The 13649-nt window shown below is 71.9% G+C and carries 11 protein-coding genes; 6 read left to right on the forward strand and 5 right to left on the reverse strand.

The features are described from left to right. Positions 1-191 precede the first annotated feature (191 nt). From cofC to AB0M83_RS38300, 3 genes are read left to right on the forward strand one after another with little or no spacing between them, the layout of a single operon-like run. The gene (gene cofC / locus AB0M83_RS38290; RefSeq protein WP_364524977.1) at positions 192-803 is read left to right on the forward strand and encodes a 2-phospho-L-lactate guanylyltransferase; all 612 of its coding nucleotides are present in this window, start codon (positions 192-194) and stop codon (positions 801-803) included. 42 nt (positions 804-845) lie between these two features. Further along, the gene (locus AB0M83_RS38295; protein ID WP_364524979.1) at positions 846-3218 is read left to right on the forward strand and encodes an RNA degradosome polyphosphate kinase; all 2373 of its coding nucleotides are present in this window, start codon (positions 846-848) and stop codon (positions 3216-3218) included. Then, positions 3215-4168 (forward strand): NUDIX hydrolase, encoded by a 954-nt coding sequence (locus AB0M83_RS38300; protein WP_364524981.1) that lies wholly within the window; start codon positions 3215-3217, stop codon positions 4166-4168. Before AB0M83_RS38295 ends, AB0M83_RS38300 begins: the two co-directional genes overlap by 4 nt. A 557-nt stretch (positions 4169-4725) precedes the next feature. On the opposite strand, the gene AB0M83_RS38305 is transcribed toward AB0M83_RS38300, so the two are convergent. From AB0M83_RS38305 to leuC, 4 genes are all read right to left on the reverse strand, one after another. Then, positions 4726-7437: a BTAD domain-containing putative transcriptional regulator gene (locus AB0M83_RS38305; RefSeq protein ID WP_364524983.1), complete on the reverse strand. Its 2712-nt coding sequence runs from the start codon at positions 7435-7437 to the stop codon at positions 4726-4728. Positions 7438-8365: 928 nt separating this feature from the next. After that, positions 8366-9124, reverse strand: coding sequence for an HU family DNA-binding protein (locus AB0M83_RS38310; protein WP_364524985.1), 759 nt, complete (start codon positions 9122-9124; stop codon positions 8366-8368). Positions 9125-9353: 229 nt separating this feature from the next. Then, entirely contained in the window at positions 9354-9956 is a 603-nt protein-coding gene (gene leuD / locus AB0M83_RS38315) for a 3-isopropylmalate dehydratase small subunit (protein ID WP_364524987.1), read from the reverse strand. Positions 9957-9978: 22 nt separating this feature from the next. Next, the gene (gene leuC / locus AB0M83_RS38320; RefSeq protein WP_364524990.1) at positions 9979-11412 is read right to left on the reverse strand and encodes a 3-isopropylmalate dehydratase large subunit; all 1434 of its coding nucleotides are present in this window, start codon (positions 11410-11412) and stop codon (positions 9979-9981) included. Positions 11413-11555: 143 nt separating this feature from the next. Between leuC and AB0M83_RS38325 the strand changes: the two genes are divergently transcribed. Further along, positions 11556-12257, forward strand: coding sequence for an IclR family transcriptional regulator (locus AB0M83_RS38325; protein WP_051183801.1), 702 nt, complete (start codon positions 11556-11558; stop codon positions 12255-12257). A gap of 89 nt (positions 12258-12346) precedes the next feature. On the opposite strand, the gene AB0M83_RS38330 is transcribed toward AB0M83_RS38325, so the two are convergent. After that, positions 12347-12661, reverse strand: coding sequence for a nuclear transport factor 2 family protein (locus AB0M83_RS38330; protein WP_364524992.1), 315 nt, complete (start codon positions 12659-12661; stop codon positions 12347-12349). Positions 12662-12761: 100 nt separating this feature from the next. On the opposite strand from AB0M83_RS38330, the gene AB0M83_RS38335 reads away from it, so the two are divergent. Next, positions 12762-13013: a hypothetical protein gene (locus AB0M83_RS38335; RefSeq protein ID WP_364524994.1), complete on the forward strand. Its 252-nt coding sequence runs from the start codon at positions 12762-12764 to the stop codon at positions 13011-13013. A gap of 58 nt (positions 13014-13071) precedes the next feature. Then, positions 13072-13647 carry a hypothetical protein gene (locus AB0M83_RS38340; RefSeq protein WP_364524996.1) on the forward strand — a complete coding sequence of 192 codons (576 nt, stop codon included), beginning with the start codon at positions 13072-13074 and terminating at the stop codon, positions 13645-13647. Positions 13648-13649: the final 2 nt, after the last annotated feature.

Below are 13649 nucleotides of genomic sequence, written 5' to 3' on the forward strand. Positions count from 1 at the left end.
CCCAGCACAGCCCGCCCCAGCACGCGGCCCACCCTCCCTGGGGGCCACCCCGTCTCGAGCGTATCGGCCCCCACCGACAAACCCCGTCCCGAAAGCCCACCGGACCCGGACTTGTCCACAACACCCGTCGCCTGTGGACAACCCGCCCCTCCCGCCGACACCCACCCGCCGTTTCGGGTAAAGATGGACGGGTGGACGTGGACCTGGTCGTGCCGATGAAACACCCCCGCGACGGCAAGTCGCGGCTGCGTGGTGCCATCGAGGCCGAGCGTCACCCCGGCCTCGTCCTCGCCCTCGCCGCCGACACCCTCGCCGCCGTGACCTCAGGCGCGCACGTCCGGCGCGTGCTGCTCGTCGCCGCCGATCCCGGGGCCGTCGCCGAGCTCGCCGAGCTCGGGATCGAGATCGTCGCCGAACCCGCCGAGCGATCCCTCAACGCCGCCTTCCGCCACGGCGCGGAACTCCTCCGGAGAGACGACCCACGAGCGATCGTCGGCGCACTTCAAGCCGACCTCCCCGCCCTGCGCGCCGGCGACCTGGCCGACGCCCTCGCCGAAGCGGCGGGAAAACGCGCCTTCGTCGCCGACCGCCAGGGCACCGGCACCACCCTCCTGCTGTCGGCCCCCGGCGCACCCCTCGACCCGCACTTCGGCCTGGGCTCGGCCCGAAAACACACCGCCTCCGGCGCGGTGCCGCTGCGAGGCCCGCTCCCGAGCCTGCGCAGCGACGTCGACACCCCGGAAGACCTCGCCCACGTGCGCGCGCTGGGTGTCGGGAAACACACTGCGGAGCTGTTCATCTGACCTTCACCGCGGCCGGAGCAAATCCGCCGGGCTTAGTGAAGAATGGGGGCCGTGAGCACAGACGACGGCAGCACGCCCGCACCGCGGAGGCGACGGAACCCGGCCAGCGGATCTTCGGAAACGGCGAAGAAGTCCACCGCGGCCAAACCGGCGGCGGCCAAGAAGGTCCCGTCGAAGTCCACGGCTCGCGACACCGCCGCCCGTGCCACCGCCGGGAAGGCCAGAGTCCGCAAGAGCACGCCCGCCGCGTCGACGCCCCGCCGTCGCAGCGCCGCGCAGGGCAACGCGCGCGGTGCCGAGGAGTTCCGCGCCGTCCCGTCGGCGCCGCCCGCGGTCACCGCCGCGCCGACCGCCGTCGAGACGCTGCCGGACGACCGGTACTTCAACCGCGAGCTGTCGTGGCAGGACTTCAACGCCCGGGTGCTCGCGCTGGCCGAGGACGAGTCGCAGCCGCTGCTCGAGCGCACGAAGTTCCTCGCCATCTTCGCGTCCAATCTGGACGAGTTCTACATGGTCCGCGTCGCCGGCCTGAAGCGCCGCGACGAGACCGGCCTCCTGGTGCGCAGCGCGGACGGCCTCACCCCGCGCGAACAGCTCGACTACATCGCCAAGCGCAACCAGGACCTGGTCGAGCGGCAGACCGGCGCGTTCGAGAAGCACCTGCGCCCGCAGCTGGCCGAGCACGACATCCTGATCGTCGGCTGGGCCGACCTCTCCGGCGCCGACCAGCTCCGGCTGTCCAGCTACTTCTCCGAGCAGATCTTCCCGGTGCTGACGCCGCTGGCCGTCGACCCGGCGCACCCGTTCCCGTACATTTCGGGCCTTTCGCTCAACCTCGCGGTCACGGTTCGCGACCCGGAGGGCGGCACCGAGCGCTTCGCCCGGGTGAAGGTGCCGAGCAACGTGCCGCGCCTGATGCGCGTCGAGACCGAGCGCACCAGCCGGACGGCGACGTTCCTGCCCCTCGAAGAACTCATCGCCGCGCACCTCGGCGAGCTGTTCACCGGCATGGACGTCACCGAGCACCACGTCTTCCGCGTCACCCGCAACGCCGACTTCGAGGTCGACGAAGACCGTGACGAAGACCTCCTGCAGGCCCTCGAGCGCGAGCTGGCGCAGCGCCGGTTCGGCCCGCCGGTGCGCCTCGAGGTCGCGCTGGACATGAGCGAGCACATGCTCGAGCTGCTGCTGCGCGAGCTGGACGTCGACCCGGCCGACGTCGTCGAGGTGCCCGGGCTGCTCGACCTGACCTGCCTGCACCAGCTGTCCGGTGTGGACCGCAAGGAGCTGAAGGACCGGCCGTTCGTGCCGGCGACGCACCCCGCGTTCGGCGAGCGCGAGACGCCGAAGAGCGTCTTCGCGACGCTGCGCGAAGGGGACGTGCTGGTGCACCACCCGTATGACTCGTTCTCCACGAGCGTGCAGCGGTTCATCGAGCAGGCGGCGGCCGACTCGAAGGTGCTCGCGATCAAGCAGACGCTGTACCGGACGTCGGGCGACTCCCCGATCGTCGACGCGCTGATCGACGCGGCGGAGGCGGGCAAGCAGGTCGTCGCGCTGGTCGAGATCAAGGCGCGGTTCGACGAGCAGGCGAACATCACCTGGGCGCGGACGCTGGAACGCGCGGGCGTCCACGTCGTGTACGGCCTGGTCGGGCTGAAGACGCACTGCAAGGTGTCGATGATCGTGCGCCAGGAGGGCTCGACCATCCGCCGCTACTGCCACATCGGCACCGGCAACTACAACCCGAAGACCGCGCGGCTCTACGAGGACATCGGCCTGTTCACCGCCGACCCGAGCATCGGCGCGGACGTCACGGACCTGTTCAACGTGCTGACCGGCTACTCGCGCCAGGACACCTACCGCACGATCCTCACGTCGCCGCACGGCATCCGCCGCGGCATCGTGCGCGCGATCGGCGAGGAGATCGAGCTGGCGCGGGCCGGGCAGAACGCCGGCATCCGGATCAAGTGCAACTCGCTGGTCGACGAGCAGGTCATCGACGCGCTCTACCACGCGTCGCAGGCGGGGGTGCCGGTCGAGATCGTGGTGCGCGGGATCTGCACGCTGAAGCCCGGTGTCGAAGGGCTTTCCGAGAACATCCACGTCCGGTCGATCCTGGGCCGGTTCCTGGAGCACTCGCGGGTGTTCCACTTCCGCGCCGGCGGCACGCACTGGATCGGCAGCGCGGACATGATGCACCGGAACCTGGACCGGCGGATCGAGGCGCTGGTGCGCGTCAAGGACCCGAAGCTGACCGGGCAGCTCGACGACATCTTCGATTCGGCGCTCGATCCGGCGACGCGGTGCTGGGTGCTGACCGCGAGCGGGGAGTGGTCGCCGTTCCCGGCGGACGGTTCGCGGGTGCGCGACCACCAGCTGGAGCTGGCGAAGCTGCACGGGGCCGCCGGATGACCCAGGAGGTACGGGCGGCCGGCGCGGTGCTGTGGCGCGGCGCCGGGAAGGCGACCGAAGTCGCCTTGGTGCACCGCCCGCGGTACGACGACTGGTCGTTCCCCAAGGGAAAGCTCGACCCGGGCGAGACGACCGCCGAAGCGGCCGTGCGCGAAGTGCGGGAAGAGACCGGGTTCGACGCGGTCCTGGGCCGCTACCTGGCCCGGACGGCGTACCCGGTGCCGGCGCGCACCGGCTCCGGGACGGTCCCGAAGACGGTCGACTACTTCAGCGCGGAAGCGGTGTCCGGCGGGTTCGCAGCGAACGACGAGGTCGACGAGCTGCGCTGGCTCGAACCGACGGCGGCGGAGAAGCTGTTGACGCGCCCGGAGGACGTGCGGGTGCTGCGCGCGTTCTGCGAGGTGCCGGTCGGCCTGACGACGCTGATCCTGGTGCGGCACGCGAAGGCGGGCAAGCGCGACGAGTGGACCGGCGACGACGACCTCCGGCCGTTGTCGGAGGCGGGGTCGCGGCAGGCATCGGCGTTGCGGCGGGTGCTGGCGCTGTACGGACCGGACCGGGTGCTGTCGGCACCGCGTCTGCGGTGCGTGCAGACGGTCCACGGCGTCGCCGACGACCTCGGTGCCGAGGTGCGGCACGAGCCGCTGCTGTCGGAAGAGGGGTATTGGCCGGACCCGGTGCTGGGCGTCGCCCGCCTGCTGGCGATCGCAGGCGACGGCGGGACACCGGTGGTGTGCAGCCAGGGCGGTGTGATCCCGGACCTGATCAGCACGGTGGCCGACCGCGACGGCGTGGAGCTCCCGTCGGCCCGAGGCGGCGTGGTGCCGAGCAAGAAGGGCTCGTTCTGGGTGCTGTCGTTCCGAGCCCCGACGGCGGAGGAAGGCCCGATCCTCCTGGCGGCCGACTACCACCCGAGCGCGTTGCCGACCCCCTCCCCGACCCGCTCCTGACCCGGTTGTCCACACGTCGGTCGTGATGTGGACAACCAGGTCCCGCCAGCGGCCTTTCCCGGCTTTTCGACCGACACCCCCGATACGCTGGACAAGGGCACGCCCCCCAGGGAGGGCGGGGGCCGCTCTGGGCGGGTCTGGGCCCTGCAAAGTCGGGTGGCGCGGCTGGGTCGTTGCAGCGGCGGGTCACTCGGACGTCTTGAATGACTCATTCCTGTCGTCGGATGAGGTGAATGGGTCATTCACGGCGTCGTGACCCCGTCTTCGAACCACACTTTGCGCGCCATCGGAGACTTCGGCCCGAAGCTCTGCCGGGCCCGGCTACAGCGCCCAGGCCCGGACCCGGCGAAAGTCGCGGCCGTCTGGCGCGGGCGGCGACGAACTCGAACGTCTTGAAAGACTCGTTCATGTCGCCGGACGAGGTGAACGAGTCGTTCACCGCACCCTCGGCGACAAACTCCCAAGCCGGCCAGGCCAAGACCCTCCGTCACCACAAGACAGTGCGGTGACAGTCGATCTTGGTGTACTGGGTCCGGGTCCCGCTGGGCTGCGCCGGGCTAGGGGTACGGCGCATCCCGGGCCTGGGGCCCGTCTGTCGGCACCGTTGCCAGCAGGGCCCGGATCTCCGGGATACGGGGGTCGCCGAGGCGCTGGCAGACGGTCAGCGCCTCGGCCCAATGCTCCCGCGCCTCGTCGCTCCGGCCGGTGCGGAGCTTGAGGCGGCCGAGGGTGATCCGGACGTCGATGGTGCCGTATTCGGCGTTCAGGTCCTTCAGCTCGGTGAGCGCTTCCAGCCCGGCCTTCTCCGCTTCTTCCTGCCGCCCGGCCCCTTCGAGCGCTTCGGCGACGTTCCCCAGCGCCAGCGCCGCGTGGTAGCGGTCGCCCAGGTCGGCGAACGCCTGGTGCGCCGCCTGCGCGGCTTCGGCGGCGTTGTCGTAGTTGCGCAGGCCGATGCGGCTGGCGCTGACGTTGAGGAGGGCGTGCGGCACGAACGTCCGCTGGCCGTGGTCGCGCGCGAGGCGAACCGCCTGCAGGGCGTGTCGCTCGGCTTCCGCGTACTCGGCGCGGACGTAGTACGCGCCGGCAAGATTGGACAAGATCGCCACCGCCAGTGCGGTGCCGTCGCCCGCCTCGGACGCCGCGCGCGCCTCCTCCAGGGCCTCGAGGGCCTTGTCGGGCTGGAGGGTGCGCAGGTAGGCCGACCCGAGGTTGTTGGCGCTGTACTGCAAGCCGAGGTTGTCGCCCGCGTCGCGGGTGGCGGCGACGGCCGTCCGGGCGGTCGTGATCCAGTCGTCGCGGTCGTGACGTTCGGCGAAGAACCCGCGCAGCAGCCACGCGAGCTTCCAGGCGTGGGCGGTGAAGCCGTGTTCGGCGGCGACGCCGACGAGCGCGGTCAGCACCGTGCGTTCGGTCGTGTACCAGGCGATCGTCTGTTCGTGCTGGGTGAACCGGATGGCGGGCACCGGCGCGGCGCCCAGCGTGATGTCGTCGTTGAGCAGGTCGGGACGGACCAGCTTGGTCGCTTCGGCGACGCTCGCGAGGTACCAGTCGAGGAGCCCGCGCCGGGCGGCCGCGCGTTCGGCCGCCGTCGTCTCGGTTTCGACGAGCTCGGCGGCGTACACGCGCAGGAGGTCGTGGAACTGGTAGCGGTCGGTGCTGGGCTGGTTGAGCAGGTGCGCGGCGGCGAGCTGGTCGGCGAGTTCGCGGGCTTCCCGCAGATCCGCGCCGGCCAGCGCGGCGGCCGAGGACAGGCTGAAGCCGTGGCCGGGGTGCAGGCCCAGCAGCCGGAAGAAGCGCGCGGCGGCCGGGCGCAACGCCTTGTACGACCACGAGAACGCGGCCCGCAAATCGGTGCCGGCGTCCTGCGGGTCGCGCAGGGTGTCGAGCCGCAGGCGCTGGTCACGCAGCTCTTCGACGATCCCCGCGAGCGAGACGCCGGAAAACCGCGACGCGCGTTCCCCGGCCAGCGCCAGTGCCAGCGGAAGCCGGCCGCAGAGCTGGACGAGCTCGGCGACGGCGGCGGGTTCGGCGGCCAGCCGCTGCGGGCCGACGCTGCCGGCGAGCAGCGCGGTGGCGTCCTGGTCGTCGAAGGAGCGCAAGGCGATCCGGCGGGCGCCGTCGCGCGCGACGATGCCGCGCAGCTGGTTGCGGCTGGTCACGACGACGAGGTTGCCGGGTCCGGGCAGGAGCGGACGGACCTGGTCGGCGTCGCGGGCGTTGTCGAGCAGCATGAGCGTGCGGCTGCCGGCCAACCGGCTGCGCAGGAGCGCCGAGCGTTCCTCCACTGTGGAAGGCAGCGTCTCCGGCGGCTCGCCGAGGGCGCGGAGAAAACCGGCCAGGGCGGCGTCCGGGGTGACGGGCGTGTCCGCGGAGTGGCCACGCAGGTCGAGGAACAGCTGACCACCGGGGAAGCGGTCGCGGACGCGGTGCGACCAGTGCACGGCCAGCGACGTCTTCCCGACCCCGGCCGTCCCTTCGATGACGACGATGCCGGACGCGCCGCCGGGCGGGAGCCGGTCGAGTGCGGCGAGTTCGGGGCCGCGGCCGGTGAACCCGGCGACGTCGAAGGGCAGCTGCCGCGGCACGAGGTGCCCAGTCGGCCCGGTGTCGGCGGTGAGCAGTTCGGCGTGCAGGCGGCGCAGGTCCTCCCCCGGCTCGACGCCCAGCTCGTCGGCCAGCAACGCGCGAAGCCCGGCGTAGCGGGCCAGCGCCTCGGCGCGGCGGCCGGACCGGGCCAGGACGCGGACCAGCCGTTCCCACAACGATTCTCGCAGCGGGTGCTGGGCGACGAGGTCGGTGAGCTCGGCGACGAGCCGGGCGTCGGCGACCAGCCCGGCGTCGAGGTCGATGCGCTGCTCCACGGCGAAGAGGTACCGCTCGGTCAGCAGCGGGCCCCATTCCGCGGCCAGCGCGGGGGAACCGACCCCTTCGAGGGGCGCGCCGCCCCAGGCGGCGAGCGCGGCGGTGAGCAGGCCGCGGCGGCGGGTGGGTTCGGTCTCGGCGGCGGCCTGGTCGAGGGCGCGGAGGAAGCGCAGGGCGTCCACCCGGGACGGGTCGACGACCAGCCGGTACCCGTCCGGTTCGGTGACGACGGTTTCTTCGCCGCACAGCCGCCGCAGCCGCATGACGTAGGTCTGCAGGCTGCCGCGGATGTGCGCGGGTGGCTCTTCGCCCCAGACGCCGCGCGCGAGCGCGTCGATCGACACCAGGCGCCCCGCGGACAAGGCCAGTGTCGCGAGCAGCGCGCGCTGCCGGGAACTGGTCAGCACGACCGGCGAACCGCCGACGAGCACCTGGAACGGGCCGAGCAGCCGGATCTCGATGGTGGTCGCCCCCAGGTTCGCGCGCGCCGCAGGGCACCGCCGGACGCGGACCCCGAGGAACGCAGCGTGGCATCACTCGGCCGGGCGCTCAAGCAACTTTGCGAAATTGGGCGGAACCGGTCCCGGGGCGCGCGGGTGCTCCGAGCGGGTGGTGCACGGGTCCCGTTCGGACGGCGGATCTTGGCAGCGGGTAACGCCGGCGCGCTCGAACGTTGGGCTCACATTTCCCGCACAGCCGGGCCGGGTACCCGGACGGTCGGCTCGCGTACCCAGAGGGTCGGTTGGCGTACCTGGGCAGTCGGTTCACGGACTCGGAGGGTCGGCTCGGTACCTAGGGAGTCGGCTCGCGTGCCTGGACAGTCGGTTCACGCGCCCGGACAGCCGGTTGGCGAGCGCCACACCGAGGACTCGATCCGACTCCCCGAGTTCGCAAGCCGACTCTCTGAGTACGCGAACCGACCCTCTGGGTACACGATCCGACTCCCTAGGCACGCAAGCCGACCCTCCGGATACACAAGCCGACTCCCTAAGCACACAAGCCGACTCCCGGAGTACGCGAGCCGACCCCTAGGTACGCAAGCCGACTTCCCAGGCACGCGAGCCGACTCCCCGAAGTACCAGCCGACTGCCCAGGCACGCGAGCCGACTTGCTGGGTGCGCGAGCCCGCTCACCTCGGACTTGACCCGCTTGGGAGTGCTGCGATCCCGACGGTCGCCGCCGGACTCGCTTCCCCTCCACCAGCCCCGGAAACGCGGCAGGGCCCCGCGCGTCGTGCGCGGGGCCCTGGCCGGAAAGCCGCACGCCCACCAGAGGTAACCCCCAGGGGGTCCCCCGGATTTCACGTTACCGCAGGGGTACGACAGTTTCGGGCGGTCAGCTCTTCTTCGCCGCGGTGGTCCGCCGGGCGGGAGCCTTGGCGGCCGTGGTCTTCCGGGCGGTCGTGGTCTTCGCGGTCGTGCTCTTCGCGGCCGTCGTCGCCGACTTCGCGGCCGTCGTCTTCCGGGCCGTCGTCGTCGACTTCGCGGCCGTCGTCTTCCGGGTCGTCGTCGCCGGCTTGGCGGCCGTCGACTTCGCCGCTGTCGACCGAGCCGCCGTCGACCTGGCCGCCGTCGCCTTCGGAGCTGCCGCCGTCTTCGGGGCCGCCTTCGCCCGCGTCGTGGTCGTCTTCGGGGCCGCCTTTGCCGCCGTCGCGCGAGCAGCAGCCGGTTTCGCCGCCGTCGCCCGGGTCCGTGTCGCCGTCGCGCGAGCGGTGGCCGGCTTTGCCGCCGCAGCGCGGGGCGTCGTCGCCCGCGTCGTCGTGGACGCGCGGGTGCCCGCGGTCGCGCGCTTGGCCGGTGCGGCCTTGGCCAGCTTCTTCGCGCCGGAAATGACGTCCTTGAAGGTGGTCCCGGCGCGGAACGCGGGCACGGTGGTCTTCTTGACCCGCACGGCCTCACCGGTCCGCGGGTTCCGGGCCGTCCGCGCCGCGCGAGCGCGCTTCTCGAACACCCCGAAGCCGGTGATGTTGACCTTTTCGCCCTTGTTGACCGTCCGGATGATGATGTCGACCAGACCGTCGACCGCCTCGGAAGCGGCCTTCTTGTCGCCCAGGCGCTCCGTCAGCGCCTCGATCAGCTGGGCCTTGTTGGCCATACCAGTCCTCCAAGAAGGAAGTACTCGTGCACGGCCGCGCAGGGCCGACTAGCGACACGGTATTACCAAGGCAGCGCAAATTCCAGACGGGACGCGGAATCCTTCCCTTGCCCGGGGGCGGGTTCCGCCTCGCGAAGCGGCCCTCGAAAGAATCGCGGGAGGTCCGTTCGGCGAAAGACGAAAAAGGCGGAATCCCTTGCCTGTCAAGGGATTCCGCCTCCGTCGAAGACTAGCTCGCGGCGACCGGCGTGGTCGTCGGCTTCCAGGACGGGCGGGCCGACTCGTACGCGTCGATCTCACCGGCATGGCGCAACGTCAGAGCGATGTCGTCGAGGCCTTCGAGCAGCCGCCAGCGGACGTAGTCGTCGATCTGGAAGGGCGCGGTGAAGTCCTTGGCCCGCACGGTCTTGGTCTCGAGGTCGACCGTGACCTCGGTGCCGGGCTCGTTTTCGAGCAGCTTCCAGAGCAGTTCGACGTCGTGCTGCTCGCACTGCGCGGCCACCAGGCCGCCCTTGCCGGAGTTGCCGCGGAAGATGTCGGCGAACCGGGCGGAGATGACGACCCGGAAGCCGTAGTCCATCAGCGCCCAGACGGCGTGCTCGCGGGAGGACCCGGTGCCGAAGTCCGGCCCCGCGACCAGCACGCTGCCCCGCGAGAACGGCTCGGTGTTGAGGATGAAGTCCTGGTCACCGCGCCAGGCGGCGAACAGGCCGTCCTCGAAGCCGGTCCGGGTCACCCGCTTGAGGTAGACCGCCGGGATGATCTGGTCGGTGTCCACGTTGGACCGGCGCAGCGGGACGCCGATGCCGGTGTGCTGGGTGAACGGTTCCATGGCAGTAGCTCCTCGGGGTGGGTCAGCGGGCGGCGGTCAGCAGGTCTTCCGGCGACGACAGCGTGCCCCGGACGGCCGTGGCGGCGGCCACGAGCGGCGAGACCAGGTGCGTCCGGCCGCCCTTGCCCTGCCGGCCCTCGAAGTTGCGGTTCGACGTCGACGCGCTGCGCTCGCCCGGCTTCAGCTGGTCCGGGTTCATGCCCAGGCACATCGAGCAACCGGCCTGGCGCCACTCGGCGCCCGCGGCGGTGAAGACCTCGTCGAGGCCCTCCTCCTCGGCGGCCTTGCGGACGCGCATGGAGCCGGGAACCACCAGCATGCGGACCGAGTCCGCCACCTTCCGCCCGCGCAGCACCTCGGCCGCGGCCCGCAGGTCCTCGATCCGGCCGTTGGTGCACGAGCCGAGGAAGACGGTGTCGACCGAGATCTCCCGCAGCGGCGTCCCGGGCTTCAGGTCCATATAGGACAGGGCCTTCTCAGCGGCGATGCGGTCGTTCTCGTCCGGGATCTGCTCCGGGTCGGGCACGTCGGCGCTCAGCGGGAGGCCCTGGCCGGGGTTGGTGCCCCAGGTCACGAAGGGCGTCAGCTCGCTCGCGTCGAGGTGCACCTCGGCGTCGAACTCCGCGCCGTCGTCGGTGCGCAGCTGCCGCCAGTTCTCGACCGCCACGTCCCAGTCGGCGCCCTTCGGCGCGTGCGGGCGGCCCTTCAGGTACTCGAACGTCGTCTCGTCCGGGGCGATCATCCCGGCGCGGGCGCCGGCCTCGATCGACATGTTGCAGACGGTCATCCGCGCTTCCATCGACAGCGCCTCGATGGCCTTGCCGCGGTACTCGAGGATGTAGCCCTGCCCGCCGCCGGTGCCGATCTTGGCGATCACCGCGAGGATGATGTCCTTCGCCGTGACGCCGGGGCGCAGCTCGCCGTCCACCGTGATCGCCATCGTCTTGAACGGGCGCAGCGGCAGCGTCTGGGTCGCCAGCACGTGCTCGACCTCGGACGTGCCGATGCCGAAGGCGATGCCGCCGAACGCGCCGTGCGTGGAGGTGTGGCTGTCGCCGCAGACCACGGTCATCCCGGGCTGCGTCAGGCCGAGCTGCGGGCCGATGACGTGCACGATGCCCTGCTCGGCGTCACCCATCGGGTGCAGCCGGACCCCGAACTCCTTGCAGTTGCGGCGAAGGGTGTCGACCTGGGTGCGCGAGACCGGATCGGCGATCGGGAGGTCGATGTCGACGGTCGGGACGTTGTGGTCCTCGGTCGCGATGGTGAGGTCGGGGCGGCGCACCGGCCGCCCGGCCAGGCGGAGGCCGTCGAAGGCCTGCGGGCTGGTCACTTCGTGCAGCAGGTGGAGGTCGATGTAGAGCAGGTCCGGTTCGGCGCCTTCCCCTCGGCGCACGAGGTGGCTTTCCCACACCTTCTCCGCGAGTGTGCGGGCCTTGCCGGTCGAGCTGGTCATCTCCGGCTCCTTCCACGGTTCGACGTCGGAACTCGGGCGCGCACCGCGGGGGCGAATGCGAGCCGCGAAGGAGGGGCGCAGCTCGAGTTCAGGGGTTTCCCAGATACTGGACTTCCCAAAGTGCGGGACGCTAGTATCGGTTCGTGGGACAGCATAGCGGTATCGGAGTACTGGACAAAGCAGTGGCCGTTCTGCAGGCGGTCGCGGACGACCCCTGCGGCCTGGCGGAACTGTGCACGCGGACCGGCCTGCCCCGGGCCACCGCGCACCGGCTCGCGGTCGGGCTCGAGGTGCACCGGCTGCTGCGCCGGGGTCCCGACGGCCGCTGGCGTCCCGGGACGGCACTGGCCGAACTGGCCGGCGGTTCGACGGACCCGCTGCTCGACGCGGCCGGCGTGGTGCTGCCGAAGCTGCGGGACGTCACGGGCGAAAGCGTGCAGCTCTACCGCCGCGACGGCGTGCAGCGCGTGTGCGTCGCGACGGCGGAGCCGCCGAGTGGCCTGCGCGACACGGTCCCGGTGGGCTCGCGGCTGCCGATGACAGCGGGCTCGGGCGCGAAGGTGCTGGCGGCGTGGGCGGATCCGCACACGCAACGCACCATCCTGGCGGACGCGGTCTTCGGCGAGCGGACGCTGCTGGAGGTCCGCCGCCGCGGCTGGGCGCAGAGCGTGGCCGAGCGCGAGCCGGGGGTGGCGAGCATTTCCGCGCCGGTGCGCGATTCGGCGGGCACGGTCGTGGCGGCGGTGTCGGTGTCCGGCCCGATCGAGCGCATCGGCCGCAAGCCGGGCGCCCGCTGGGCGGCGGACCTGCTCGCGGCGGCGGATGCGTTGCAGGAACGGCTGTAACTCCCGCCCCAGGAGTCACAGCTGTGGTCATGAACGAGTCATTCACCGCGTCCGGCGCGGTGAAAGGGTCGTGCACGCTGCCGCGTGGGTCAGGCTTGGCCCGTTTCGAAGCGCGCCACCTTGCCGTCGCGAACCGTGAACGCCCACCGGGTCCGCATGGCGCCCCAAGTGGAGTTCGAGTAGTTCGCGACGAACGCGCGGCCGTCGTCCTCCGCGGTCTCCACCTCCAAGTGGCCCTGGCTGGAGAAGATCTCCTTCTCGGTCCACTCCGCGAGGTCCCGCTCCCTGCCGTCGTCCGCCATCGTCGCGTCCGGGGTGAGCGCGGCCTGGAACGCTGTGCGGTCGCCCGCGTTCAGCGCGTCGATGAACGCGCGCACCGCCGGGTCGCCGATCGAATCCGTCATGGGGTCATCGTGCACCGTTCGGGCGAACCTCGCGAAAACCGCGTATTCGGTGACCGTGGTCACGTCTCCTTCAGGACAGCACCACGGAGGGGGAACGGACATGGTGAACAGAAGGGCGCTGGCGATGCTGAGGGCCGTCGGCGCGGGGCGGGCCGAACTGACCTGCAGCTGCGAGCCGGACCTGCGCGTCGACGGGCTGGCGTGCTGCGACCAGGCGACGTCGCACGAGCTGGTGCGGGCGGGGCTGATCCGGCCGGTGCGGGGGCCGGTCGTGGCCGTCGGGCAGTGGACGCGGGCGGAGCTGACCGACGACGGCAGGCTCGCACTGGGCGAGACGCTCGCCGCGGCCTGAGGCAACCGCCGGACCGCCTCGCGCGTGTACCCGCAAAGCGTCACCGCGAGGGGAAGCCATGAAGATCGCCACGGGACTGCTCGGCGCCTGCCTGCTGCTGACCGCGTGTTCGGAGCCACGCCCGGCCGCGCCGCCGACCGTGACGGTGACGGCCCCCGCCCTCACCCCGGCGCCGGCCGTCGACCCGGCGACGCTCGGCTGGATGGACGGCTTCTGCTCCGCCATCCACGGCTACCGGAAGCGCACCACCGAAGAAGTGGGGCCGGGGGAGCCCGAGCCGCACTCGGTCGCGGACGCGCAGAAGGCGTTGAGTGAGCAGCTGGGCGGCATCGCGGACCGCACGGGCGAGGTCGTCGACCGGTTGGCGGCGCTGCCGAAGGCCCCGGTGCCGCTGGCCGAGACGGTCCGGGAGGCGTTCGCCGGCAAGTACGCGACGGCCCGCGACCGCGCCCGCGACGCGAAGACGGCGCTGGACCGCGCGAAGCCGGGCGACGTGGCTTCGCAGGATCCGGCGATGGCGGCGCTGCAGCAGGCCCAGCAGGACGTCGACGGCACCTACGACCCGGTCGCGCCGCTGGCGGAGTCGCCGGAAATGCTCGCCGCGGCGGCGAGCGCACCGGGTTGCAAAGCCTGACG

It is taken from the genome of Amycolatopsis sp. NPDC051106 (assembly GCF_040682775.1).
In the GTDB taxonomy this organism is placed as follows: domain Bacteria; phylum Actinomycetota; class Actinomycetes; order Mycobacteriales; family Pseudonocardiaceae; genus Amycolatopsis.

Bases quoted from the DNA above. Each gene is read 5' to 3' on its own strand.
- AB0M83_RS38300 (WP_364524981.1), top strand. From the start codon at position 3,215: ATGACCCAGGAGGTACGGGCGGCCGGCGCGGTGCTGTGGCGCGGCGCC.
- AB0M83_RS38295 (WP_364524979.1), top strand. From the start codon at position 846: ATGGGGGCCGTGAGCACAGACGACGGCAGCACGCCCGCACCGCGGAGG.
- leuD (WP_364524987.1), bottom strand. From the start codon at position 9,956: ATGGAACCGTTCACCCAGCACACCGGCATCGGCGTCCCGCTGCGCCGG.
- leuC (WP_364524990.1), bottom strand. From the start codon at position 11,412: ATGACCAGCTCGACCGGCAAGGCCCGCACACTCGCGGAGAAGGTGTGG.
- AB0M83_RS38340 (WP_364524996.1), top strand. From the start codon at position 13,072: ATGAAGATCGCCACGGGACTGCTCGGCGCCTGCCTGCTGCTGACCGCG.
- AB0M83_RS38330 (WP_364524992.1), bottom strand. From the start codon at position 12,661: ATGACGGATTCGATCGGCGACCCGGCGGTGCGCGCGTTCATCGACGCG.
- AB0M83_RS38310 (WP_364524985.1), bottom strand. From the start codon at position 9,124: ATGGCCAACAAGGCCCAGCTGATCGAGGCGCTGACGGAGCGCCTGGGC.
- AB0M83_RS38335 (WP_364524994.1), top strand. From the start codon at position 12,762: ATGGTGAACAGAAGGGCGCTGGCGATGCTGAGGGCCGTCGGCGCGGGG.